Source organism: Chryseobacterium sp. SN22 (assembly GCF_008329705.1).
In the GTDB taxonomy this organism is placed as follows: domain Bacteria; phylum Bacteroidota; class Bacteroidia; order Flavobacteriales; family Weeksellaceae; genus Chryseobacterium.
Genome location: NZ_VTSX01000007.1, coordinates 144,281 through 169,900, shown reverse-complemented (window position 1 = coordinate 169,900; position 25,620 = coordinate 144,281). Strand labels below are relative to the sequence as shown.

The 25,620-nt window shown below is 42.5% G+C and carries 19 protein-coding genes; 9 read left to right on the top strand and 10 right to left on the bottom strand.

Annotated elements, in window-relative coordinates; genetic code table 11:
• Positions 1–188 precede the first annotated feature (188 nt).
• Genes FY557_RS06560 through pyk form a run of 5 tightly spaced genes read left to right on the top strand, consistent with a single transcriptional unit; the run spans position 189 to position 4,362 of the window.
• Complete coding sequence (locus FY557_RS06560; RefSeq protein WP_002976354.1) at positions 189–428, top strand: acyl carrier protein; 240 nt, start codon at positions 189–191, stop codon at positions 426–428.
• A gap of 32 nt (positions 429–460) precedes the next feature.
• The gene (fabF, locus tag FY557_RS06555) at positions 461–1,705 is read left to right on the top strand and encodes a beta-ketoacyl-ACP synthase II (RefSeq protein ID WP_149246484.1); all 1,245 of its coding nucleotides are present in this window, start codon (positions 461–463) and stop codon (positions 1,703–1,705) included.
• A gap of 9 nt (positions 1,706–1,714) precedes the next feature.
• Positions 1,715–2,473: a ribonuclease III gene (gene rnc, locus FY557_RS06550; RefSeq protein ID WP_149246483.1), complete on the top strand. Its 759-nt coding sequence runs from the start codon at positions 1,715–1,717 to the stop codon at positions 2,471–2,473.
• Positions 2,451–2,924 carry an IPExxxVDY family protein gene (locus FY557_RS06545; protein WP_149246482.1) on the top strand — a complete coding sequence of 158 codons (474 nt, stop codon included), beginning with the start codon at positions 2,451–2,453 and terminating at the stop codon, positions 2,922–2,924. The genes rnc and FY557_RS06545 overlap by 23 nt, the downstream gene beginning before the upstream one ends.
• A complete protein-coding gene (pyk, locus tag FY557_RS06540) occupies positions 2,917–4,362 on the top strand; it encodes a pyruvate kinase (RefSeq protein WP_149246481.1) in 1,446 nt (481 codons plus the stop codon). Before FY557_RS06545 ends, pyk begins: the two co-directional genes overlap by 8 nt.
• Before the next feature lie 54 nt (positions 4,363–4,416).
• Here pyk and FY557_RS06535 read toward each other — a convergent pair whose 3' ends face one another.
• From FY557_RS06535 to FY557_RS06515, 5 genes are all read right to left on the bottom strand, one after another.
• Positions 4,417–4,983 carry a hypothetical protein gene (locus FY557_RS06535; RefSeq protein ID WP_149246480.1) on the bottom strand — a complete coding sequence of 189 codons (567 nt, stop codon included), beginning with the start codon at positions 4,981–4,983 and terminating at the stop codon, positions 4,417–4,419.
• Between the two features lie 58 nt (positions 4,984–5,041).
• Positions 5,042–6,331, bottom strand: a complete 1,290-nt coding sequence (locus tag FY557_RS06530) for an NAD-dependent succinate-semialdehyde dehydrogenase (protein ID WP_149246479.1) — start codon at positions 6,329–6,331, stop codon at positions 5,042–5,044.
• Between the two features lie 143 nt (positions 6,332–6,474).
• Complete coding sequence (gene hutG / locus FY557_RS06525) at positions 6,475–7,395, bottom strand: formimidoylglutamase (protein ID WP_149246478.1); 921 nt, start codon at positions 7,393–7,395, stop codon at positions 6,475–6,477.
• 165 nt (positions 7,396–7,560) lie between these two features.
• On the bottom strand, positions 7,561–8,784 hold the full coding sequence (hutI, locus tag FY557_RS06520) for an imidazolonepropionase (protein WP_149246477.1): 1,224 nt from the start codon (positions 8,782–8,784) through the stop codon (positions 7,561–7,563).
• 8 nt (positions 8,785–8,792) lie between these two features.
• Positions 8,793–9,197, bottom strand: a complete 405-nt coding sequence (locus FY557_RS06515; RefSeq protein WP_228451720.1) for a four helix bundle protein — start codon at positions 9,195–9,197, stop codon at positions 8,793–8,795.
• A gap of 216 nt (positions 9,198–9,413) precedes the next feature.
• On the opposite strand from FY557_RS06515, the gene ruvB reads away from it, so the two are divergent.
• From ruvB to coaE, 4 genes are read left to right on the top strand one after another with little or no spacing between them, the layout of a single operon-like run.
• Positions 9,414–10,436: a Holliday junction branch migration DNA helicase RuvB gene (gene ruvB, locus FY557_RS06510; protein ID WP_149246476.1), complete on the top strand. Its 1,023-nt coding sequence runs from the start codon at positions 9,414–9,416 to the stop codon at positions 10,434–10,436.
• A 9-nt stretch (positions 10,437–10,445) separates the two neighbouring features.
• Positions 10,446–11,057 (top strand): FMN-binding negative transcriptional regulator, encoded by a 612-nt coding sequence (locus tag FY557_RS06505; protein WP_149246475.1) that lies wholly within the window; start codon positions 10,446–10,448, stop codon positions 11,055–11,057.
• Between the two features lie 24 nt (positions 11,058–11,081).
• Positions 11,082–11,948, top strand: a complete 867-nt coding sequence (locus tag FY557_RS06500; RefSeq protein ID WP_149246474.1) for an MBL fold metallo-hydrolase — start codon at positions 11,082–11,084, stop codon at positions 11,946–11,948.
• A 9-nt stretch (positions 11,949–11,957) separates the two neighbouring features.
• Complete coding sequence (gene coaE, locus FY557_RS06495; RefSeq protein ID WP_149246473.1) at positions 11,958–12,593, top strand: dephospho-CoA kinase; 636 nt, start codon at positions 11,958–11,960, stop codon at positions 12,591–12,593.
• A gap of 450 nt (positions 12,594–13,043) precedes the next feature.
• On the opposite strand, the gene FY557_RS06490 is transcribed toward coaE, so the two are convergent.
• The 5 genes from FY557_RS06490 to rlmD form a co-directional block, all read right to left on the bottom strand.
• Entirely contained in the window at positions 13,044–19,487 is a 6,444-nt protein-coding gene (locus tag FY557_RS06490; RefSeq protein ID WP_149246472.1) for a GEVED domain-containing protein, read from the bottom strand.
• A 291-nt stretch (positions 19,488–19,778) separates the two neighbouring features.
• Entirely contained in the window at positions 19,779–22,814 is a 3,036-nt protein-coding gene (locus FY557_RS06485; protein WP_149246471.1) for a reprolysin-like metallopeptidase, read from the bottom strand.
• Positions 22,815–23,016: 202 nt separating this feature from the next.
• Positions 23,017–23,682, bottom strand: coding sequence for a DUF6048 family protein (locus FY557_RS06480; protein ID WP_149246470.1), 666 nt, complete (start codon positions 23,680–23,682; stop codon positions 23,017–23,019).
• Positions 23,648–24,133, bottom strand: coding sequence for a DUF6452 family protein (locus FY557_RS06475; protein WP_149246469.1), 486 nt, complete (start codon positions 24,131–24,133; stop codon positions 23,648–23,650). Before FY557_RS06475 ends, FY557_RS06480 begins: the two co-directional genes overlap by 35 nt.
• Positions 24,134–24,167: 34 nt before the next feature.
• On the bottom strand, positions 24,168–25,580 hold the full coding sequence (gene rlmD / locus FY557_RS06470; protein WP_149246468.1) for a 23S rRNA (uracil(1939)-C(5))-methyltransferase RlmD: 1,413 nt from the start codon (positions 25,578–25,580) through the stop codon (positions 24,168–24,170).
• Positions 25,581–25,620 lie beyond the last annotated feature (40 nt).

Sequence of the window (25,620 nt, the reverse complement as noted above, 5' to 3'; positions counted from 1 at the left end):
GAATTTCAGCTTAAAATTAATGATAAAGAAGGATTTCAGATGGCAAAATATAAACAACTGAAAACTAAAAGACTAAACCCCTGCATCACAAAATAAGTACCTACAGGTCACAAAAAAGGCTAAAAAAATGTTTTATCGTAAAGAATTTTATATATTTGCACCATCTAACAATTAAAAAAAAATTTACTATGTCAGACATTGCATCAAGAGTAAAAGCTATCATCGCTGATAAGCTTGACGTTGAAGAAACAGAAGTAACTCCAGAGGCTAGCTTCACAAACGATTTAGGAGCAGATTCATTGGATACGGTTGAACTTATCATGGAATTTGAAAAAGAATTCAATATTCAGATCCCTGATGATCAAGCTGAAAAAATTACTACTGTAGGTCACGCTATCGCTTACATCGAAGAAGTAGTAAATAAATAATATTCTTCAACAAAAGAAATTAAACAAAGTTTATGGAATTAAAAAGAGTAGTTGTAACCGGGTTTGGAGCAATAACACCTATTGGAAAAAATGCAAAAGAATACTGGGAAAATCTTGTGAAAGGTGAGAGCGGAGCCGCTCCTATTACTCTTTTTGATGCCACAAACTTCAAGACCAAATTCGCCTGCGAAGTAAAAGATTTCGATCCGCTGCAGCATTTCGACAAGAAAGAAGCAAAAAAGATGGACCGGAATACCCAGCTGGGACTTGTTGCAGCAAGGGAAGCGGTAGAACACTCAAGAATTATCGAAGACCAGGTAGACAAAAACCGGGTCGGCGTCATCTGGGGTTCAGGGATCGGAGGCCTGGAAACCTTTGAAAACGAAGTTTTAGGATGGGCCAATACGGAGATCCCGAGATTCAACCCTTTCTTTATTCCAAAAATGATCGCCGACATCACACCGGGGCATATCTCTATCGAATATGGCTTCCACGGGCCGAACTATACCACGGTTTCCGCCTGTGCATCGTCAGCGAACGCGTTAATTGATTCCAAAATGCTGATCCAGCTCGGAAAAGCAGACGTTATTGTGTGCGGAGGCTCTGAAGCAGCCGTTACCGCAAGCGGCGTCGGCGGATTCAATGCAATGATGGCGCTTTCGACAAGAAACGATGATCCTACGACGGCTTCAAGACCTTTCGACAAAGACCGTGACGGTTTTGTACTGGGGGAAGGCGCAGGATGTATCGTCCTTGAAGAATATGAACACGCCGTAAAACGCGGGGCGACCATTTATGCAGAATTAAAAGGCGGCGGCCTGAGTGCAGATGCACATCACATGACGGCACCGCATCCTGAAGGACTGGGCGCGTACCTCGTAATGAAAAACTGCCTGGAAGATGCGGGACTTACTGCTGATGAAGTAGATCATATCAATATGCACGGTACTTCTACTCCATTAGGAGACATCGCAGAATCCAATGCCATTTCGAAATTACTGGGCGAGCATGCCTTCGACATTCAGATTAATTCTACAAAATCAATGACGGGCCACCTTCTGGGTGCTGCCGGCGTTATTGAAGCTATTGCTGCGTTGGGAACGATTATTCATGGTATTGTTCCTCCTACCATCAACCATTTTACCGATGACGAAAATATCGACAGCCGGCTGAACTTTACGTTCAACGAAGCTGCGAAGAAAGATGTGAAAGTAGCCATGAGTAATACTTTTGGGTTTGGTGGGCATAACGCTTGCGTTCTATTTAAGAAAATCTAAACTTACTGAATGGAGTTACAGAAATACTTTTCTAAATTCCTTCTCAAAAAAAGAAAAAGACAGCTTACGGAGAGAGATTACTTTCTCAGTACCGAACTCACGAAAATGCTCGGCACTGAGGTACAGAATATCGCGCTCTACCGGGAAGCCTTTTCTTTGAAAAATTCTTCTAAAAAAGACAGCAATTACGAAAGGCTGGAATTTTTAGGAGACTCTGTTTTGGGTACAATTATTTCCTGTCATCTGTTTCATACCTATCCTCAGGCCAATGAAGGATACCTGACACAGATGAAATCTAAAATTGTGAATAGGAAGAACCTGAATAAATTAGGAGACGATCTGAAACTTACCGACCTGCTGCAGAAGCAGAATTCCGTAGCGTTGGGTGAGAATATCTCCGGAAATTTATTAGAAGCCTTAATCGGTGCCGTTTACCTGGATTTCCAGTATGATACCTGCAAAAGGATTATCCTGGAGAGACTGCTGACGCCGACGGAAATTAATAAACTGGAGAACAAGATCGTAAGCTACAAGGGTCTTCTCCTGGAATGGAGCCAGAAGAAGAAACTGAATATAAAATACGAAACCTGCGAAGAGATCCAGGTCAACAAATCCATTGTGTTCCGCTGCCACGTTTGGCTCGGAGAAGAGAAAATCGCCAATGCCACGGAAACTTCCAAGAAAAAGGCAGAGGAAAAAGCTGCACAGCGGGCATTTTATATTTTAAACAAAAAAGAAAACATCCTTGGAAATCCAAAAACTTTATGATCTTGACGATATAGAATTTGAAAATATTACCATCGGACTGGTAAGGTTGGCAAAACATATCCCCGATCATGAGTTTTTTTTTAAAGTAAACCAAATCAACGGCCTCAAGTTCAAAAGGATTGAAGACGTGATCCTGCAGGGAGATTTGTTTGATTATTATTTTCCCCGGTTTGAAGCCTATCATAAGTTTACCAGGACGTGTTTTACTTTTATTTCCAACAAATCTTCAGAAAGTAAACAAAAAAAATTACAGACCGAACTTTTTACGGGAGAAGAAAATATTAAATTTCTATTAAATAATCAGGTAGAAGTGCAATATATTTTGCACAGTTCGGAACAGTTTCCTGATTTTTCCGTAATTTTGCTCCCTGAAAATCTTGTTTTTCCGATTCAAGATTATACATTAGGTTCTGAAGAAGAACTTTATCAAATTATCCAGTATTATGAATAAGTATTTAAAGAAGACAAAAATTATCGCGACACTTGGTCCGGCTTCATCGTCGAAGGAAGTAATGTTAGGGTTAATGAAAGCAGGTGTTGACATTTTCAGAATCAATTTTTCACACGCTGACTACGACTTAGTTCGTTCAAATATCGAAATCATCAGAGACCTCAACAAAGAATACGGTTACTCTGTCGGGATTTTAGGGGATCTGCAAGGTCCTAAATTACGGGTAGGGGTTGTAAAGGAAGGTTCTTACCTTAATCCCGGAGACATCCTTACCTTCACCAATGAAAAGATCGAAGGGGATTCCACAAAGGTATACATGACCTACCAACAGTTTCCGCAGGATGTAAAGGTCGGTGAAAGAATCCTGATCGATGACGGGAAACTGGTGTTGGAAGTAACCGAAACCAACCTTACCGATACGGTAAAGGCAAAAACCATCCAGGGAGGGCCGCTGAGCTCTAAAAAAGGGGTAAACCTTCCGAATACGAATGTTTCCCTTCCGGCCTTGACCGAAAAAGACATCCAGGATGCCAACTTCATGCTTGATCAGGAAGTAGACTGGATCGCCCTTTCTTTCGTGCGTCACGCCCAGGACATCATCGATCTTAAAGAGCTGATCTCCAAACACCCGAACGGAAGATTCAAAACGCCGATCATCGCGAAAATTGAAAAGCCGGAAGGGGTGAAGAATATCGACGAGATCCTTTTGGAATGCGATGGCGTAATGGTAGCCCGTGGAGACCTGGGGGTTGAGGTTCCGATGGAAGAAGTTCCTGCCATCCAGAAAACATTGGTGGAAAAGGCAAGATTCTATTCCAAGCCGGTAATTATCGCTACCCAGATGATGGAAACCATGATCAACAGCTTGACACCGACCAGAGCGGAAGTAAACGACGTTGCCAACTCGGTACTGGACGGGGCGGATGCCGTAATGCTTTCCGGAGAAACTTCCGTGGGAAGATATCCTGTTCAGGTAGTGGAAAATATGGCGAAAATCGTGAAGAACATCGAAACTACCCATTTCTACCAGCACAAGAACGAACCGATTGAAAAAGACTTCAACTGCATCGATGAAAGGTTCATTACAAACAGGGTTTGCCTTGCAGCCGTAAGAATTGCAAAAACAACCAACGTCTCTGCGATCGTTACCTTAACCAGCTCAGGGTATACGGCGTTCCAGCTTTCAGCGCACCGCCCGAACTCCCACATCATCGTATACAGCGGAAACAAAAGGGTCATCACCATGCTGAACCTTCTTTGGGGTGTTCACGCCTATTACTACGATATGAAGAAGTCTACCGATGAAACGATTATCCAGGTGAATATGCTGACCCACAACTACGGGTATATTGAAGCAGGGGATTTCGTAATCAACATCAACGCCACTCCATCTTACGAAGGCGGAAAAACGAATACATTGAGATTGACTACGGTCTAAATCAGATAAACGATTAATATAAATAAAAAACTTCCCGAAAATTCGGGAAGTTTTTTATTTCTTTTCTAATAATGGCAAAACAATTCTCTTTATTGTAGAAGTATCGTCCTTCCATTCAGGATATTCTTTGTTGTCTTTCCAGTTGGTCACCAACTGTACTTCTCCTGACTGATTTAAAACGATATACTTGGACATATCCCTTATCACTTCAAATTGACCCGGAGTAATTTCTTTCAGGAAATCCTTGTACTTTCTGCCGTTCTTTTTTTCCTTATCCTTAAGAATTACAATTTTTGCATCCGGATAATCCTTTTGAACATAATCAACTGCCAGTTGGGTCATTTTACTACCCTCATCATCGATCAGCAGGACATAAGAATCAACATTATAGTATTTCTCTATTTTCTTAAAGTTGGGAAGATGATAAAGACAGGGTTCGCACCAGCGGGCAAATGTGAAAAAAATACTGTTCTTTTTATCCGTACTTTTTGCCAGGCATTTTATATCTTCAGCATTCACCTTATAAATATTGAATTCTGATTTTTTCAGACCGCACTTTTCTTCCTGAGCCCATACATTCTGTAAGAACAATATTCCGAGAAGAATACCGAGTTTTTTCATAAATTATTACTTTTCTTCAAAGCTAATAAAAAATCCGGTTTAAATCAGTCTTTCCTATTTAACCCAGTATCGTTTTGACATTAACGAATTCTTTTAAAGCCAATAAAGAAAGCTCGGTTCCGTATCCCGAAGTCTTGGTTCCTCCGAACGGGAAACGCGGATCAGAGCTGGTCATCCTGTTGATGTTTACCGTTCCGGATTCCAGGTTTTCAATGAAGAACAACTGGCGGGCCTTTTCTTTGGTCCAGACGGAATTGGAAAGCCCGAATGGGATATCGTTGGCCAGCTGTAAGGCTTCTTCATCATCTTTGGCGACCATCACCATTCCCAGAGGTCCGAAAAGCTCTTCCTGGAGAATCGGGTTGCCTTCTTTGACACGGATCAGGCCGGGCTTGAATTCGTTATCGGAAATCCTTTCGAGAGGAAGAATAATTTCTGCGCCGTGTTCCAGGGCCCTATCAAATTGCTTTTCCAGTTCATCCGCCAGGTCGGGCCTTGCCATTCCGGCAATCTTCGTTTCTTTGTCCATCGGATCTGCCGGAACGAATTTTTTGTATTCTTCGATAAATTTCGGAAGGAAAGCATCTTCTATTTTTTCATTGATGATAAATCTTTTAGCTGCCACACAGGTCTGCCCGCAGTTCTGCAGTCTTGCCAATGCGCCTACTCTCGCCGCTTCATCCAGGTCGGCATCATCCAGTACGATGAAGGCATCGCTTCCGCCCAGTTCCAACAGGGATTTCTTAATGTTCTGTCCGGCAATGGAAGCTACTTCCGCCCCGGCCTTCTCACTTCCGGTAAGGCTCACCCCCGCAATGGCTGTATGCTCAAGAACCTCTTTTACATCTTTATGACCGATCTCAAGGTTCTGGAAGACGCCTTCCGGAAAACCGGCCTCCAGCAGCACATCCTCAATCGCATTTCCGCTGCCGAAGCAGATGGAAGCATGTTTCAGGACTACAGTGTTTCCGGCCAGGATGGCCGGAACTGCAAACCGAAGCACCTGCCAGAAAGGGAAATTCCATGGCATCACGCCCAGGATCACACCTTTCGGGACATAATGAATTTCGGAATAAGAATATTGGGAATCGATGTATTCGGGTTTTAAAATATTTTCCGCATCTGCATAATAATTCATCATCAAAGCGCACTTTTCCACTTCAGCAACCGACTGGGAAATAGGCTTGTTCATTTCCCCGGTAATGATCGTACCGAACTTTTCCGCGTTGTTCTTCAGGAGTTCCGCCGCTTTGGCAATGAGTTTCTGTCTGTCTTCGAATGGTACCTTTTTCCATTCTGAAAATGCCTTATCCGCTTTGATAAGTTTATTTTCAATTGATTGTTCCATAATATAATTTCTCTTTTTAAATCCGGACCGGCCGGATTTAATTATCGCTCTTTTAAAAGCACCTTTTAAGCAACAAACTCTGTTCCCTGGAATTAAATAAAATAGTGATTTTTTCTATCAGGATATTGTTAAATTGCCATGTATTAAACCATAAACCATTCATTGATCAGTGTTGCTGCAAGCCTTGCCGTCCTGTCCTGGATATCATACGCGGGATTTACTTCGGCCACATCCAGTGCCAGCAGTTTTTCACTTTTCAGGATGTGCCTGTAAAAATGCATAAATGCCGCATCCGCAAAGATACCATTATAAGCCGAAGCCGAAACTCCCGGAGCGATTGAAGCATTAAAGACATCCATGCAGACCGTAAGATACACATAATCCACACTGTCCAGCAGATCGTTGATCCTCTGATAAACCGAAGGGAGATTTTCAAAGAAAAGCTCATCAGCCAGAATGTACTTCATCTTATACTGATGGGCGGTATCAAACAGTTTCAGGGTATTCGAATTTCTCTGGATCCCGATGTGCAGGGAATTGATTTCCCCTTCCTGCGCAATCTGCCAGAAGCCGGTTCCGGAGCTTGCTCCTACTCCCTCTTCAGGCTTCCGGTTATCAAAATGGGCATCGATATTGATGATCCCGATTTTCTGTTCCGGGAAAGCCGTCTTAAGGCCCACATAATGAGCATAGGTCACCTCATGTCCGCCACCCAGCACCACCGACTTTCCGCCTTTCAGCAGAACTTTGGAAACGTTCTTCGCCAGCCTGTACTGGATATCTTCCAGCTTTCCGTCTTCACAAATAATGTTTCCGAAATCGAGCAATGAAAAATCCGGACGGATGACCGGAAAATTAGCCATATTTTTACGGATAATATCCGGGGCATCTTTAGCCCCCTGCCTCCCCTTATTCCGTCTGACGCCTTCGTCCACGGCAAAACCGTGTAAAACGAAATCTTTAGGTGAAACAAAATCATAATTGTTCTCCCCCTTTACCCGTTGGAATATCCTGTGATAAAGAAGCTCTTCTCCGTCTAACCTTCCCTGCCAAATGGTGTTCATACTATTTTATTTTTGTGATGTGGTTACTTTTTATATCTGTAAATACCTGTAAGAAATTAATAAAAAAATAAATGGTGGAGACAGCGTCTCCCGGCCGGATCAATATGATTAAAACATCTCTTGAATCAATATCGCCATCATGCTAAAATTAATCACGGTTTTTCATCAGATCCGGATACCGTTGACATATACATGCCCGGATTTCAGGCTTCCCTGATGATAAAGAACATTCTGGAAATTATCGGTTTTAAAGGTTACAAAATCTGCCTTCAATCCCGCTTCCAATCTTCCCCGGTCTTCCAGACCCAGCGCAAATGCCGAACGGAAAGTGATTCCTGCCAAAACCTCAGCGGTAGTGAGTTTTTCAAAAGTCGCTAAAATAGAAGCCTGGGTAATTAAATTTCCCATGGGTGCCGAACCGGGATTCCAGTCGCTGGCAATGGCAACAATGGCTCCTGCATCCAGTAGTTTCCTGGCCGGGGTGAATTTTTCGCCTAATCCTAAGCTTGCTCCCGGTAAAGCGGTGGCTACCGTTTCCGATTGGGCCAGAAACTCAATATCTTCATCCACCGTTGCTTCCAGATGATCTGCAGATTTTGCGCCAACTTCCACGGCAATCCTTGAACTTCCCGGCGTAAACTGGTCGGCATGAACCGTAATTTCAAAGCCCAGGTCTTTTGCCCTGAGCAGGAAGTCTTTGCTTTCTTCCGGCTGGAAAGCCGACTTCTCGATGAAGATATCTACCCTCTCAGCTAAATTCTCTTCTTTTACTTTCGGTAGAATTTCGTTTAAAATATAGTGCAGGTATTCTTCATTGCTGCCCTCAAAATCCCTTGGCTTCAAATGCGCGGACAGGCAGGTCGGGACCAAAGTCGCTTTTGTTGCCTGCTGTGCTCTTTTGATGATGCGGAGCATTTTCAGTTCGTTCTCCACATCCAGTCCGTAGCCGCTTTTCACCTCTATGGTTGTAATGCCGAGTGCCAGTAAAAAGTCGGTTCTTTCCAACAGGGTTTCCAGCAGTTCTTCTTCCGAAGCTTTCCGGGTATGCTGTACGGAACTCCAGATCCCGCCTCCGCTTTCGGCAATTTCAAGATAGGATTTCCCGGCGTTGCGCATGGCAAAATCATTGGCCCGGTTCCCGCCGAAGCAGATGTGGGTATGGGAATCTACGAAAGCAGGAAGCACAACCTGCTCCCCGGCTATTTCTTCCGTTTCCGCCTCCGGGTTTTCCGATTTTAAAGTTTCATAGTTTCCGACTTTCAGTATTCTGTCCTGATCGGTTAAGATTCCGCCGTCAGCAATAATTTCAAGCTGTCCGTCTGAAAGTTTTCCTCTTAAAGGAAGGTTGGCAAGTGTCACCACCTGCTTAAAAGGGCCGATTAATCTCATAATTAAGGTTAAGGTTGAGGTTTAGAGGAAGATTGTGCCTTATTCAAACTAATTGTAATTTTATTTAAATCATGTACTACTTCATGAATCAGGTTTTGTATTTCCAAACACTCGCTTTCTAAAAAATATTTAACTCTGTAGCCGTATATCAAATGACTTTTGGTTTCAAAAGCAGAACCTCTGGAAATATCATAGAATCTGCTTTTATCCTTTGCCGTCCTTCTCCCAAAGCCTTCTGCAATGTTCGCAGATATACTTTCGGCAGATCTTCTTAATTGTGAAGTCAATGCATAATCTTCTTTTTTGGGTAGCCGCTCACTTAAAATGAAACATTTTTCAGCAACATCCATTGCCTTTTGCCATACGGGCATTTCGGTAAAATCTTTTATCATTTGTTGTTTGTTATTCTTCATCTCAAAAATACTCAAAATATCCCAATCTTGTTAACGCTAAAAAAACATCCACCATAATATCCACCTTACCTTTACCTTTACCTTTACCTTTAACTTTAACTTTAACTTTAACTTTAACTTTACCTCTCCTTCCAACCTCACCCTTAACCTCATCCCGAAATTATTCTCCATCTTAACCTCAATTTTGCTATCTTTACGGTAAATGAAATTGAATTAATGCCTGATTTTTTACATCCAGACAAAGACAATTATTCCCGTGAAGAACTAGCACAGGAAGAGCAGATCCGTCCGCAGAGCTTTAAGGATTTTGCAGGACAGCGGAAAACGCTGGAAAACCTGGAAGTCTTCGTATCGGCAGCCAAAAGGCGGGGCGGAGCGCTCGACCATGTGTTGCTGCACGGGCCTCCCGGTCTTGGAAAGACTACCCTGGCCAATATTATTGCGAATGAACTCGGGGTAAACTGTAAGATCACCTCAGGTCCCGTATTGGATAAACCCGGAAGCTTAGCGGGTTTGCTGACGAACCTTGAGGAAAACGATGTGCTTTTCATCGATGAGATTCACAGGCTTTCGCCGGTAGTGGAAGAATACCTGTATTCTGCGATGGAAGATTACAAGATCGACATTATGCTGGAAACGGGACCGAATGCAAGAAGCGTACAGATCGGCCTGAACCCCTTTACCCTCGTAGGCGCAACAACGAGAAGCGGAATGCTGACGAAACCGATGCTGGCCCGGTTCGGGATCCAGAGCCGGCTGGAATATTATACGATCGAACTTTTATCGATGATCATTGTCCGGAGCGCAAGGGTTTTAGGCGTAAAAATCTATGAAGATGCCGCTATTGAAATCGCACGGAGAAGCCGGGGAACCCCGAGGATTGCCAATGCACTGCTGCGGAGAGTCCGGGATTTTGCCGAAATTAAAGGAAACGGTGAGATTGAAATTAATATTACCAAATATGCGCTGGATTCTTTAAATGTAGACGAATACGGGCTGGATGAAATGGATAATAAGATCATGCGGGTGATGATCGAAAACTTCAAAGGAAAACCGGTCGGGATTTCGGCCCTGGCCACTTCCATTGCAGAAAACCCGGAAACGCTGGAAGAAGTGTATGAACCTTTCCTGATCCAGGAAGGATTTATCATCAGGACGCCGAGAGGACGTGAAGTAACGGACAAAGCCTACAGGCACCTGAATATTACAAGGCCTAAAAATCCGGGAGAATTGTTTTAAAGGAGTATTATGTATATACCCAAATTATATAAGAGCGAAGACCTGACCCTGATGAAAGACCTTATCAGGCAAAATGCTTTTGCTTTATTGATTTCGTCTGAAGAGAAGATCCGGGCAACGCATTCAATGATGATCCTGAATGAAGACGACCCGGAAAATATATATATTGAAACACATGTCTCCAGAGCGAACCCACAGGCAAAGATCCTGAAAAACGGGAGCGAGGTGCTTTGTGATTTCCTGGGAGCCCATGCCTATATTTCAAGCAGCTGGTACGACCATATCAATGTCTCCACCTGGAATTATGAAGCGGTGCAGGTTTACGGAAAGGTGGAACTGATGAATCACGATGAACTGTACCGGCATTTAGATAAACTCACCACCAAATATGAAAAAAAACAACAATGTCCGGTAATGCTGAACGATATGGGAAAAGCATTTGCAGAAAAGGAAATGCAGGGTGCTTTCGGAATGAAAATTATTCCTACTGAAATTTTTATTGCCCAAAAGCTTTCCCAAAACAGAAAAGAAAATGATTTCCGGAATATTATTGACCATCTCAAGCAGGGTGACGAAAATGCAAAACTGGTGGCAGAGAAAATGAACCGGTTACAAGAATAATACATTATAGAAACTTAATATTATATGAAACTATATCCAATACAATGTGGAAAATTTAAATTAGACGGCGGTGCGATGTTCGGCGTCGTCCCGAAGAGTCTGTGGGAAAAGACCAACCCGGCAGACGAAAGAAACCTGATTGAGCTGGGGACCCGCTCCCTGCTTGTGGAAGACGGAAAAAAGCTGATCCTCATCGACTGCGGGCTCGGCAACAAGCAGGATGAAAAATTCTTCGGCCACTACTCGCTCTGGGGCGATGATACTTTAGACAAGAACCTTAAAAGATACGGCTTTGTACGGGAAGACATTACGGATGTCTTTTTAACCCACCTCCACTTTGACCATTGCGGTGGCGCCATTGAATGGAATGACGAAAAAACCGGCTACAGGCCCGCCTTTAAGAACGCACAGTTCTGGACGAACGAAAATCACTGGCAGTGGGCTACCGAACCCAACGCACGAGAAAAGGCCAGTTTCCTGAAAGAGAATATCATCCCGATCCAGGAAAGCGGCCAGCTTAATTTCTTACCGCTTCCCGCAAACGGAAACTACGGTTTTGCCCCGGACCTTAAAATGGATGTGATCTTCGTAGACGGACATACGGAAAAGCAGATGCTCCCGGTGATCCAGTACCAGGAAAAAACGATCGTTTTTGCAGCCGACCTTATTCCTACGGCAGGACATATTCCGCAGGTTTATGTGATGGGATACGATACACGTCCCCTCCTTACCCTTGAAGAAAAAGGAAAATTCCTGAAGCAGTGTGTGGATAATGAATATCTGTTATTTTTCGAGCATGATGCCCACCACGAACTGGCCAGCCTTAAGATGACCGAAAAAGGGGTAAGGCTTGACGAAACTTTTAGCTTTAATGATGTTTTCGGATATTAATTGTTAGATATGGAAGAATTACATTCAGAATCTCAGCAAGCAGAACCGGATCCGTTACCGGCCCCCAAAATCATCGGGCTTACCGGCGGCATCGGATCTGGAAAAACCACCGTTGCCCAATTTATTGAAGAGTTCGGATTTCCCGTGTATTATTCGGACGACCGGGCAAAAGATATCGTGAATGAAAACGAAGATTTAAAGGCAAAAATCAAGGAACTTCTGGGTAATGAAGCCTATAATGAAAACGGGCTTTACGACCGGAAATTCGTAGCGGAAAAAGTATTTAACAATGATGATCTGCTGGAGGGCCTTAACGGGATCATTCATCCTGCTGTCCGGACCGATTTTGAAGACTGGGTAAAAGCACAGAAAAAGTATCTGGTATTTAAGGAAACAGCCCTGCTGTTCGAGCTGAAACTTAACCAACAATGTTATAAATCCATTCTCGTGACGGCAGAAGATAATATCCGAATGAAAAGGGTGATGGACCGGGACGGTAAAACCTACCGCGAAGTACAGGCCATTATGGAACACCAGATGCCAGAAAAGGATAAGATCAAACTGGCAGACTGTATTATCTACAACAACACGAATTTAGAAGATTTAAAGGAACATACCGAAAAAGTAATCTTCGATATTGAATAAATAAACAAAGACCCGCCGGATTTTTCCGGCGGGTCTTTTATTGCTTATAGGACTGGAAGATGGATGCCTGAAGGTTTACAGCTAACCGGTATTGTTTGCTAATTGTAAAAAGAATGTCTTAATTTACTTAACCATGCTTTTTTATCAGCTGACTGAAATGTGGTAAGTAATACCGAATTCATTTCAGATGGTTGGCTTAAATGGAAAAAGAGGCTTGAAGACAGAGGTTTTACGGCTGGCAGTTTTTACATATTAGACAGTATTGTTTGCCAACTGTTGAGGAAATCTGTCTGAAATTTTAACTCATTTAACTTTGGTTTTATTGGCTGACTGAAAATTAAATGCGTATTATCGAATTCATTAAAGGATCAGAAACATTTCAACTTTCCAATAAAAAAGGCTCTCATTTCTGAGAGCCTTTATGATGGATTAAATTAAATGTTATCCATTTTATTCTTTGATAAACTTCTTCTGGGCAGATACTGAATTTCCGTCCTCAATGTCTATCATATAAACGCCGTTGATTAAAGCATGAACATCAATCTTGTTATTCAGAATGATTCCGCTTGACACCAACTGTCCTGCCGCACTGTAGATCTTATAATTCGCTTTTTTGCTGATATTTTTCACATACAATACGCTGCTTACCGGGTTAGGATAGATCATAATATCCGTCTGGTTTACAGGATTAGGTACCGGAAGCTTGGAAATTCTTACCGTATAATCCTCAACCTCACCATTCGGGAAGCTGGTACAGTTTACAGGGATCGCGTCTTTGGACATCGCCACTCTCATTACTACATATTTATAGTCTGTTAAGCTGACAAATGCATCCGCAGGTACTGTAAATGTTCCGCTTACCGTCTGATCCGTATTCGGTCCGGAAACAAGGATTCTTTCATTGATATCAAAGTATCCGTTTCTGTTGAAATCGATCCAAACGGCAACCCCTGCATTTCCTGAAGTGGTTTTATCGATGCTGATTTTGTTATCCACAGATCCCTGAATCAACTCGATGAACTTGTTGGTAACCCCTGTGTAGTCGGTGTAGTTTGATGCTACGGACGGGTTCGTCATTACCGGCTTGCCATTAGGCGTAACGGTAACTTTTGAAATGTAATTCGCACTTGCCGTTGTCGCCTGCATCTGGCAGTATACGACCGTAGGGGTTGTGAAATAGTAAGGAAGCGTATAGGTACCGGGTGTTCCGCTACATACGTTTGCTACCTGCATTTCATACGGTGTCAATTCCAACAGACCGGTTAAGGTAATGGTATTGGTATTGGAAGTAACCGTGGTCCAGCTCGGAATTCCTACTTTTCTATATCGCAGGATATACGTTGCACCCGGGAACGGATCCCAAACTACGACTGCGGTTGTCGGTGTAAGGTTGGTGATGGTTAATCCCGGAGGAGGCAATTCACAGGTTCTTTCCGTTGTAAACACTTTAGGGTTAGACCATGCATTTACTGTAGTTTCACCGCTACAGATGTTGGCAACCTGTACTTCATATGTCGTATACGGGCTTAAACCTGTAAGGGTATAGGTATTCAAAGGTGCTGCCGTAACATTTATGGTAGTCCATGTTGTGGTTCCTGTAATTCTGTACCGAACAACATACGTTGCACTTGGAACAACCGGAGCCCATGTTACCACGGCAGAGTTTGTGGTAACGTTGCTCACCGTTACTGCCGGAGGCGTAGGATCACATCTTGTTGTAAAGGTCTGCGTCGGAGTATATGTTCCGGCTGTAGTTCCACAGCTTGCCGCAATCTGTACTTCATAGGTTGTAGCCGGCGTTAATCCCGTTAGAGCCAATGGTGGGTTTCCGGTTAACGTAGAAACTACAACCTGGGTCCATGCAGTTGTACCCTGAGCTCGGTACCGTACGATAAACGTAAGACCGCCTGTAGGTACTGTCCAGGTAACATTCGCAGAAGTATGCGTAATGGTATTGAACGCGATGTTCGTTGGCGCTGTAGCTGAACAAGGTCTCAATTTCACCTGGTAATCCTCAACTTCACCGTTCACTGCATTCTGACACATTACCGGAGCACTTGAACGTTTCAAAACAACTCTCATTGTAGTCGTAAGTGGTCCACTGTATGCTGTTGCCGGCACATTGAATAATGCAGTTACAGGACTGGCGGTACTGGCTGCAGAAGTCATAATCTGTTCACTGGTTTCGAAGACCCCGTTTCTGTTGAAATCGATCCAGGCAGATACAGCATCATTCTGTCCACCGCCCTTAGCTACTGAAATCTTATTGCCATTAGAACCGATTTCCAAGTTGATAAGCGTAGCCGGCGTTGTATAGCTGATATAGTTGGTCTGTACTGAAGTATTACTCATCGGAGGAATACCCGGGTTCACGGAAGTCATAGTCACATTTGAAATGTAGTCTGTTGTTCCCGTACCTGTCATGTTACAGTAAGTGATCGGTGTTGTTGTAAACGGTACCGCTGTAGACCAAGGTCCCTGCGTTCCACCACAAATGGTAGAGACCTGAAGTTCATAAGCAGTCTGTTCAGTAAGCCCGGTAATATTAAAGGTATTCCCTGCAATGACCGTTGAAGTAACCCATGGCCCTACAGGGTTTGTGGTTCTCCATCTTACCTGATAAGTTGCTCCCGTAGAAGAAATCCATGATACGGTAGCGGTAGTCGCTGCGATATTCGTTAATGTAATTCCAGTAGGAGCCGCCGTTGTACATGGCTGGATATCTACAAATTTCACCTGGTAATCTTCAACTTCCCCATCACTGGTAAGCGGTGAGCATGCATTGGTTGGGGTAAGGTAATATACGATCACCCGCATTTTCACCTTATTTGTACCGCTATATGCCCATGCAGGTACCGCAAATGTAGCTGTAACAGGGGTTGTAGAAGAATAGCTTAAAGCCATAATTCTTTCACCTCCGCCGGTACCAATCGGGTTGTTATCAAATACGCCGTCACCATTTAAATCAAGCCACGCATAGGTAGAATAGGTACCTGATAAAATTGTTCTGCCTACCGAAAGTATATTTCCTGTAGAGTTACGTGCCAAGGTAATGGTCTTTGTAGCATCGTTAGAATAATCTGTATAGGTACTGGACCCCGAGTTGTTGGACATCATCGGCGTGTTCGTACCCGTTACGGTAATATTATTGATGAAACCGTTGCCTACACTTGTCGTCGTTGGCGTACAGTAAGTAGCTGCCGGTGTGGTAAAGTTTACCGAACCGGACCATGCACCGGTAGTACCGCCGCAAATGGTTGCTACCTGTACTTCATACGTCGTTGAAGCATTTAAGTTCTGAATCGTATACGGGTTGGTTGCAGCAGCAACTGTTGTCCACGCTCCTGTCCCTGTTCTGTATCTTAAGGTATAGGTAGCTCCGGTTGCATTGATCCATGAAACCATTGCTGTAGAAGCAGTGATATTGGATACAACAATTGGAGATGGTGCAGCCGTTGTACAAGGGAAAAGATCTACAATCTTCACTGCATAATCTTCAATCTCTCCATTCGCAACCGTAGCACAAGGATCAGAGATTGTAGATGTTGAGAAGATTACTCTCATATTAAGCGTTAACGGTCCGTTGTAAGAAGTTGCAGGAACCGTAAACGTTGCCGTAATAGGCGTCGTTGTAGATGCCGTTGTACTGATTACTCTTTCAGAAGTTTCAAAAATACCGTTTCTGTTAAAGTCGATCCAGGCACCTACGGCAAGCGAAGCTGTTGTCGTGGTTAACCAGGATTTAGAAACCGAAATGTTATTATTTGTTGAGTTACGAACCAGAGTAATCAATTTCGTAGGATCTGCAGAATAATTGGTATAAGTATTCGCACCTGAATTGTTACTCATTACATAAGAGTTCGTCGGGCTAACCGTTACATTGGAAATATATCCGTTTGTATTGGCAGTTGCCGTAATATTACAGTAAGTTACTGCCGGTGTCGTAAACGGATAAGGAGCCGTATAAGTCCCCGTAGTACCGGAACATACATATGCTACCCGAACCTCATATTGGGTCTGCTCAGTTAAATTGCTTATTGTATAAGCATTCGCCGTCAACGGAACCGTAGTCCAAGTTGTTGATCCTACCGGTCTGTACTGTAATACATAGGTAGCTCCGGTAGCCGGATCCCACATTACATAAGCTGACGTTGCCGTAATGTTGGTAACGGAAAGGTTCAACGGTGCATTGCTTGTACAGGCAATCGGCTGAATCAGTTTTACGGCATAATCTTCAACTTCCCCGTCGCCGAAGCTCTGACACATTACCGGAGAAGAAGAATATCTCATAGCCACTCTCATTCTTGTTGTAGAAGGCCCGTTGTATGCCGTAGCAGGAACGTTGAAAGTAGCTGAAACCGGAGTCGTTGTACTTGAAGGAGAATTCATTACCTGTTCTGATGCTTCGAAAACCCCGTTTCTGTTGAAATCGATCCATACGCCTACCGCTTCACTGTAAGTGAATCCGCCAGGGAAAAATTTGCTTACGGAAACCGTGTTTCCTGTAGATCCGATGACCAAGTTAACCAAAGCACTTGGCGTTGCGGAGTAATCCGTATAAGTGGAACCTGCCGAGTTATTGCTCATCACGGCAGCTCCTACCGGTGTTACCGTCACATTGGAAATGTATTCCGAAGCAAAGTTGCTGGAGGTCATTGTACAATAGGTAAGTCCTAAAGTCGTAAAGTTCACCGATGCAGAGAAAGGTCCCTGAACACCGCTACATACGGTAGATACCTGTACTTCATACTGAATGCCGTCATTTAAACCGGTAAGGTTTACAGAATTCGATGCGGCATTTACTGTAATCCAGGTTGCGCTTCCTACCGGACGGTATCTTACAACATAGGTTGAATTTGCAGTAGCTGCCCAGCTAACGGTAGCTGTAGTCTGGGTAATGGCGGAAACAACGATGCCTGTAGGAGCTGCTCCCGTACAGCTTAATAAAGCAGTTACATTGGCTGTTCCTATGGCATAGAATACATTTCCTATCGCACTTACTCTGATCTTCACGGTACCTCCCGAAGTAAGACCGGTCAGGTTCAGCGTCTCGTTTCCGTCATTAGCGGTAGACGCGGAAGCTACAGTCCAGGTTGCCCCGTTGTTCGTCGTATAATCGATTTTTACGTTGGCAACATTATAAGGTGCCGCTGTTGTATTGACAACATCCCAGGTGATGTTGGTAGGGCCATTGCTGTACGCTGTCGTGGTGTTTACTTTAAACGGACCGTCGTTTCCTACAATAATCTGCTGGTTGGCAAACTGCGTCTGCTGCTGGGTAGGATCCGGGTTGTTATCCCGTACCGTTACCCTGAAGTTGGTGGTTCTTGCCAGTGTGGAAACTGATTCCCAACCGTTGTTGGAATTGTTTAACACACCTGCCAGTACTGAAGATAACTTAGGGAAATATCTCGTAGGGCTCGTAGTAGGGCTAAATGACCTGAATGTAGCTCCTGAAGAAGTAGTTCCTAAATTATTTTTATTAATGGTCGTACTTGCATTATCCATTTCCTCCCAGCAATACGTCATCGGATCGTTTTCAGGATCCGTAGCAGAAGCTGTTAGGACGAAAGCCGTTCCTTTAGGAATATTATAGGTAGGTAAAGCAGCAATAACCGGTGGATTGTTGCTGATGGTTGTTTCAACATCACAGGTCTTACTTATCAGATTTATCTGAACCTGACCGATCGTAGCTGCGTGGAAATAAGGATCCGAGTGTGCCTGTACATCGGTATTGGCTCCGGTAATCCCCGCATATCCCATAATGGTTGAACCGGAACCCGGCTCAACATTCACTCCGGTACCTTCAAGGGCATGGGAGAAGGTATGGTTTCCTCCAAGCTGGTGACCCATTTCATGGGCAACATAGTCGATATCAAAATTATCTCCCTGCGGAATTCCATCTGCCGGAGAAGTATATCCTGAACCTTTTCCTCTCGGAACAGCAGTGGTAGGATCTATACAGACACATCCGATACAGCCTGCGTTACCGCCGCCGCCGGAAGCTCCGAATAAATGCCCGATGTCATAATTGGCATTACCCACGTTTGCTGTAAGGGTTTGCTGTAATTCTAAGTTCCATGCACCGCCGGCACCGGCCGCTGCCGGAGAATAAGGATCGGTAGCCGGATTGGTATAGATTACCCCGGGATAATTCTGCAGATTTAAGTGCAATGCAAAATCTTTCTCGAATACTCCGTTTACACGGGTTAAGGTTGCATTGATTGCAACCAGTGCATTGGCAACGGTACCTCCAAAAAATTGGGTATATTCTCCCGTTACAGACATTACCAGCCTCATTGTTCTGTACTTCTTGTCAGAAGATTTGTTAAACACGGTCGGTTGATTGGCAAATGCCTTTCCTGTCGTATAAAGACTTTCTATCTCTTTTTTGGACAGTCTGTCTTCGTTCATGGAACAAAGGAAGCCTTCGTTGCTTTTGTCAGTTTTCGGGTGCACACCGTAGACTGTCTTGTTTTTGTCAGCAGGTTCTATGAATTCATATTTGCCCTCTTTGATGATCATCGACTGAAAATCATCGGCAGACAAACTGAATCTCAGGTATTTTCCGGGATCGTCGATCCCCACACCTACATAAGATCCTAACTGATACTGATCTGCCAGTTCTTTCACGACCACAGGGAAGCTGTAAACGGCAAATTTTTCAATTTTTCCTTCTAAAGTCGGCAAAGAAATGGTCACAGGCTTTGCATTTTTGCCTGATTCCTGAGCATTTGCCAATTGAGACTTCAGTAAAGAAATGTTGAGCGAGTAGTAGTTCTTCATGTCAGAACTTACTCTCGTCTTTTCCCCACTAAATGTTGCCGGACTCCATTGTGCACTGGTAATCGCAAACAGAAAGAGGAAAAAGAAGGAAGTAAAAATTTTCTTCATAACTTTCTCAATATATTCTATTAATTACACAAAGCTAAACATTTTTTATTATTAATTTAAAAATACATTTATTTTTTTCCTGCACATATCACAACTATCTAAATTATGTTTTTGAAAAGGACAGAAATCAAGGGATTTTTTTATTAATATGAATAATTTTTTTTAAAATTATTCACCTCAATTTAATAAGAAGATGCTGCTTTAGAAATAAGCTTATTGCTGGTTCTTAATCAAAAAAAAATCCCCGGGTCGCCCCGAGGATTTTGTATTAAGTTGATATTGTATACTTGTTTACTTCTTAATGAACTTGGAATTGAAGGCCTCTTTTCCTTTTTCTTCAATCGTAATTACGTAACCTCCTTTAATCAGTTCAGAAACATTAATCTGTCCGCCACTGATATTTCCTTGTTTTACCAGTTGACCGGCAGCACTGTAGATTTTATATGATGCCTTATCTGATACTTTGGTAATATTCAGGATATCTGATACCGGGTTAGGGTAAATCTGGATGTCGTTCTTAGGACCGTTTACGTCATTGGTTGATAATTGCGTTGCCGTAACAAGAACATTGTAATCTTCTGCTTCACCATACGAATAGGTACCACATCCTGCATAGGATGAGCCTAATGAAAAGCCAATCTGAGAAGTTCCTGTCTGAGGATTTGTCGCTCCAAGATAATATAAGATTACTCTCATTCTTAATGGTTGGTTTGTTACTGCACTTGCAGGAATGGTAAAGTTTCCTGAAATAGGCCCCGAAGGAAGATTTATAGGATAATTAAATACCCTCTCGCTTGATTCGAAAACTCCATTGTTATTATAATCAATGAATACCAATGCCGTATCATAATCAGGTGTAGTAATTGTCATTGAAAACGTATAGGTTGTATTCAAAACAAGATTCGGCTGTAATGCTGTATTTGTAGTGTAATTTGTATAATTAGACGGTCCACTGGAGTTGTTTAATATTGCTATTCCTGCAGCATTCGTAATTTTAACATTAGAAATATACTCATACTGCGGAGAATTGTTTGCAGAAATTGCACAATACGTTATAATTGCAGTGGTAAAGAAGGTACTTGCAGAGAAAGGTCCTTGGTTTCCACAAACAGAAGCAACCTGAACCTCGTATGGAGAATTATTGACAAGTGCTGAAAGATTTAGACTATTGGTTGTTGAAGTAATCTGCTGCCATGAAGTATCGGTCGTTTTTTTATACTGAATTACATATGAAGTAGCCCCTGTTACTGGAGCCCAATTCACTGTTGCTGTATTAAAAGTTACATTGGTAACGTTAATACCAGTTACTGCTGCTCCGCAGGTAGCTTGTGTTGTAACAAGCATTTTTTTAAGAGCATAAAATACATTTCCTATTGAAGAAACTCTTACAGCAATAAACTGTCCATTTAATGAAGAAGGAATATTAATTACCTCAGATCCATCATTTGCTGTGCTTGCAGATAACACAGTCCAAGTTACCCCGTTATCTGAAGAATAATCAATTTTTACATTAGGAGAATTATATGGGGCAGCTGCCGTATTTGCAATATCCCATGTTAAGGTATTTGACACATTGGTATATAAATAGGCAGAAGCATTTGATACTTTAAAAGGACCATCAGCTCCAACAGTAATATTCTGCTCAGCATATTGGGTCTGTTGCTGTAGAACAGAAGAGTTATTATCTCTAACCGTTACTGCAAACTTTGTACTTCTGGCTACCTGAGAAGTTGATTCCCAAGTATCTAAGGAATTATTAAGAACCCCTTCCATCACGGATGATAATTTAGGGAAATATCTTGTCGGGCTTGATGTAGGTGTAAATGATCTGAATGAACCACCATAAGTAGTAGTCCCGATATTTGTTTTAGTAATAGCCTGTGCAGTAGGAGACCCTCCGACCAGCTGGCTACTGTCAACTTGTTCCCATGTATAAGTCATAGGATCATTTTCAGGATCAGTTGCACTTGCAGTAAGAACAAATGCAGTTCCTTTTGGAATTGTATAAGAAGGTAAAGATGAGATAACCGGAGGGTTATTTGTAATAGGCGTTTCAACATCACATGTTTTCGCGATCAAATTCGTTTGAACCTGTCTGATACTTAAGTTATGAAAATACGCATCTGAATTTGCCTGAACATCTGTTGTTGCACCGGTAATTCCGGCATATGCCATAATAGTAGATCCTGATCCGGGCTCTGCATTTACGTTAGATCCTTCAACTCTATGAGAAAATGTATGATTGGCACCCAACTGATGGCCCATTTCGTGCGCTACATAATCTATATCGAATTTATCTCCCTGAGGGATGCCGTTTGAAGGTGATGTATATCCTGATCCTTTTCCGTTAGGTACGGCAGTACTAGGATTAATACATACGCACCCAATACATCCGGCATTTCCTCCACCGCCTGAAGCACCAAATAAGTGACCTATATCATAATTTGAATCTCCAACAAAATTTGTTAAAGTTTGCTGAAGCTCAGAATTCCATGCTCCTGCAGCTCCGCCGACTCCAGGAGCAGGAACTACAGCATCTGAATATGGATCATTTGCCGCATTGGTAAAAATAACATTAGGGAAATTTTGGACATTAAGATGAAGTGCAAAATCCTTCTCAAAAACTCCGTTCACCCTTGTCATAGTTGCATTAATTGCAGCCAATGCTCCGGCAACAGTCCCTCCATGAAAAGCAGTATATTCACCTGTAACGGACATTACTAACCTCATAGTCCTGTATTTCTTATCGGACATTTTAGAAAAATCAGTGGGTTGATTAGAAAATGTTTTCCCTTTTGTCAGTAACTGATCAATTTGTTCTTTTACGGCAGGGCTTTCATCTGTACTACATACAAAGCTTTTTCCACCTGTCGGGTTAGATTTTGCATGAACCTCATAGATCGTCTTATCCGATTGTGAGGGTTCAATAAATTCATAATTTCCTCCATTTATAATCATAGACTGGAAATCTGATGGGGACACAGAAAATCTTAAATATTTATTAGGATCATCTATACCAACCCCAACATAAGAGCCCAACTGATATTGATCGGCTAGTTCTTTAACAACCACAGGAAAACTATAAACTGCAAACCTCTCCATCTTTCCTCTTAAAGTAGGAAGATAAATTTCCACAGCTTGGGAGTTCAATCCTGTTTCTTTTGCATTTTTAAGCTGACTTCTAATCAGATTTAAGTCAAGTTTATACTTTGGCTGTCCTGCAGAATCATCAATATAATTCCCTCTTTTACCATATGCTGGCGACCATTGGGCTATTGCTGAACCGCTTATTAAACCACATAATAAAGCAGTAAAAAGCTTCTTCATAAGATTTTAATTAAATTTACGTGCTAAATATAGTTATTATATACTAAAAATATCACATTCATACCTATTTTAACTTAAAAAAATATTTTCACGTAGAAATAATTTAAAAAAAATAAATAATCCTCAGGTTTGCCTGAGGATTATTTATTTTTTAATATCCAATTAAATTAGGATTAATTTTTAATAAGTTAATTCATCATTCCTAAAACTTATACGCCAGGTTCCACGCAAAGCCCATGGTAAATTTGGAGGAGCTTTTTCCGAAGCCCGGGACAATCATCGGCTGGATTTCATCCTGTTTTGTGGTGTAGATTAAATACCGGGGCTGCATGTTGACATCAATATAAAAATTCGTTTCAAACAGCTGAACCCTTCCGCCCAACGTCCCTTCCAGCCAGTAGGAAGACTGGGTAGATGAAGGAAAAGAAATAGATGAGTTGCTACCTCCAAAACCCCGTACGGGTACTGCCATATATTCCTGGGTGTAGAATGATCCTGCTGCTTTTCCTCCGGCATAGAAACCGTTAAATGGATTCTCCGGGTCTTTTGCCAGCATATAAAAAGCTCCCAATTTCAGGAAAGGGCCGTTCACTTTAGCATCATAACCGTTTTTCTGGTAGATATTGGATTCAAAACCAGCTTCCACAATGGCATGGATATTTTCTTTTATTCTGGATGATACAAAACCCTGGTATAGTTTTCTGTCCGAAAAAAAGGAAACACCGGCATTAAGAAGGTCTCCGCCTACCATAAAATTAGGTTCGTATTTCCATTTTCCTTTTTCAGCTGTTTTTGCATTATTCTCCTGAGCAAAGCCCAAAAGGCCCATGAAACTAAAAAAGAAGGTAAAGATTTGTTTTGTCTTCATTCTCTATAAAATTTTGTCCGGCCTGAATGCTCTTTACCGGAGACGTTGTGGTTACCGGATCTAATACGGCATTTAAATTTTCGTAATTCAATTTAATTCCGCAGCCAGGCGAAACATAACTTGCTTTTGTAGTATAGTTTACCCTGACTTTGGATTCAACCCCTTTACTGGCTGTTCTGAAATAAATATCGGTATACGGAGCATTGTCCACCCTCAGAGGAATAATCCTGGAAGTAATCTTTGCCTGTCCGCCCAGCTGTACTTTCCCGGAACCGTAGTCTACCGCCACATACAGGGAATCCACCGTTTTTTCCTTACCGCTTTCAGCGTTCAAAAAAGAAACTTTCATTCGTGGTGTTCCTTCTCCGGTTTCACAGATATCATCATCGCTGCCGCATGAAAACAGCAGGCTGAAAAATCCGAGCATGATCAGGAATTTAAAATACTTCATGAATTGTAAGATTTGGAATTCAAATTTAAATAAATTATTTCTTAACCAGTAAAGCAATATTTTCCACATGGTGGGTTTGCGGGAACATATCAACCGGTAAAATCTTCACCACATCGTACTGTTCCTTCATCAATGCCAGATCCCGGGCCTGGGTTGCCGAATTACAGCTCACATACACCACTTTTTGCGGTGACAGTTTTAAAATCTGCTCCACGACTTTCTGATGCATTCCGTCTCTCGGCGGATCGGTAATCAGCACATCTGCTTTCGGATGGCTGGCAAGGAATTCATCATTGAAAATATCCTTCATGTCTCCGCAGTAAAAGGTCGTATTGGTAAGACCGTTCAGTTCAGCATGCTCAATGGCTGCATCGATAGCCTCCTGAACGGATTCGATACCGATAACCTGCTTTGCATTTCTGGCCACATATTGGGCAATCGTACCGGTTCCGGTATATAAGTCATACACCACTTCATCACCTTTCAGATCCGCAAACTCAAGAGTTTTTCTATACAGTTCCAGCGCTTGTTTGTAATTGGTCTGGAAAAACGATTTCGGACCGATCTTAAATTTCAGCCCGTCCATTTCTTCCATTAAGAAACCTCCGCCGAAATAGACGTTGATGTCCAGATCGTAAATGGAATCATTTGGTTTCGGGTTAATGGCATACACCAATGTTTTAATCTGCGGGAAAGTCTCCAGAAGAAATTCAAAAAGTTTTCCCCTGCTTTCCTTTTCTTCTCTGTACAGCTGGAAAAGCACCATCCACTCCCCTTTGGAGTTTTGCCTCATCATCAGCGTTCTCAGAAAACCTTCATGATTTTTAACATCAAAAAAGTCCAGCCCGTTTTTTACCGCATATTCTTTTACGGCCAGTCTTATGGTATTGGAAGGTTCTTCCTGCAGAAAGCATTCTTTAAGATCAAGAATCTTGCTCCACATTCCCGGAATATGGAATCCCAAAGCATCACGGTTGCCGAAGTTTTCTTCAGAACTGATCTCATATTGGGTAAGCCAACGGGCATTAGAAAATGAAAATTCCATTTTATTCCGGTAGAAATACTGTTCTTCAGAACCGAGAATCGGAACGGTTTCGAAGTTTTCGATTCCGCCTATTCTTTTGATATTGTTATAAACTTCTTCCTGCTTAAAAGCCAGCTGCTTTTCATAGCTCATATTCTGCCACTTGCATCCTCCGCAAACACCAAAATGAATACATTTCGGATCAACACGGTCCGGAGACTTTTCCAGCAGGTCTACCGCTTCGCCTTCATAGTACTTGGATTTTGCTTTTTTTACCCTGACATTAACAAGGTCTCCCGGGATAGCTCCCGAAACCATTACTGTTTTTCCTTCCTCCGTACGTCCGATGGCAATTCCCTTGGCTCCTGCCGTAACAAGCCTTATATTTTCAAGAACTATATTTTTATTCTTCTTTCTACTCATCCTGATTTCTATTTTCCTGTACGAAACATTTCTGTTCCGG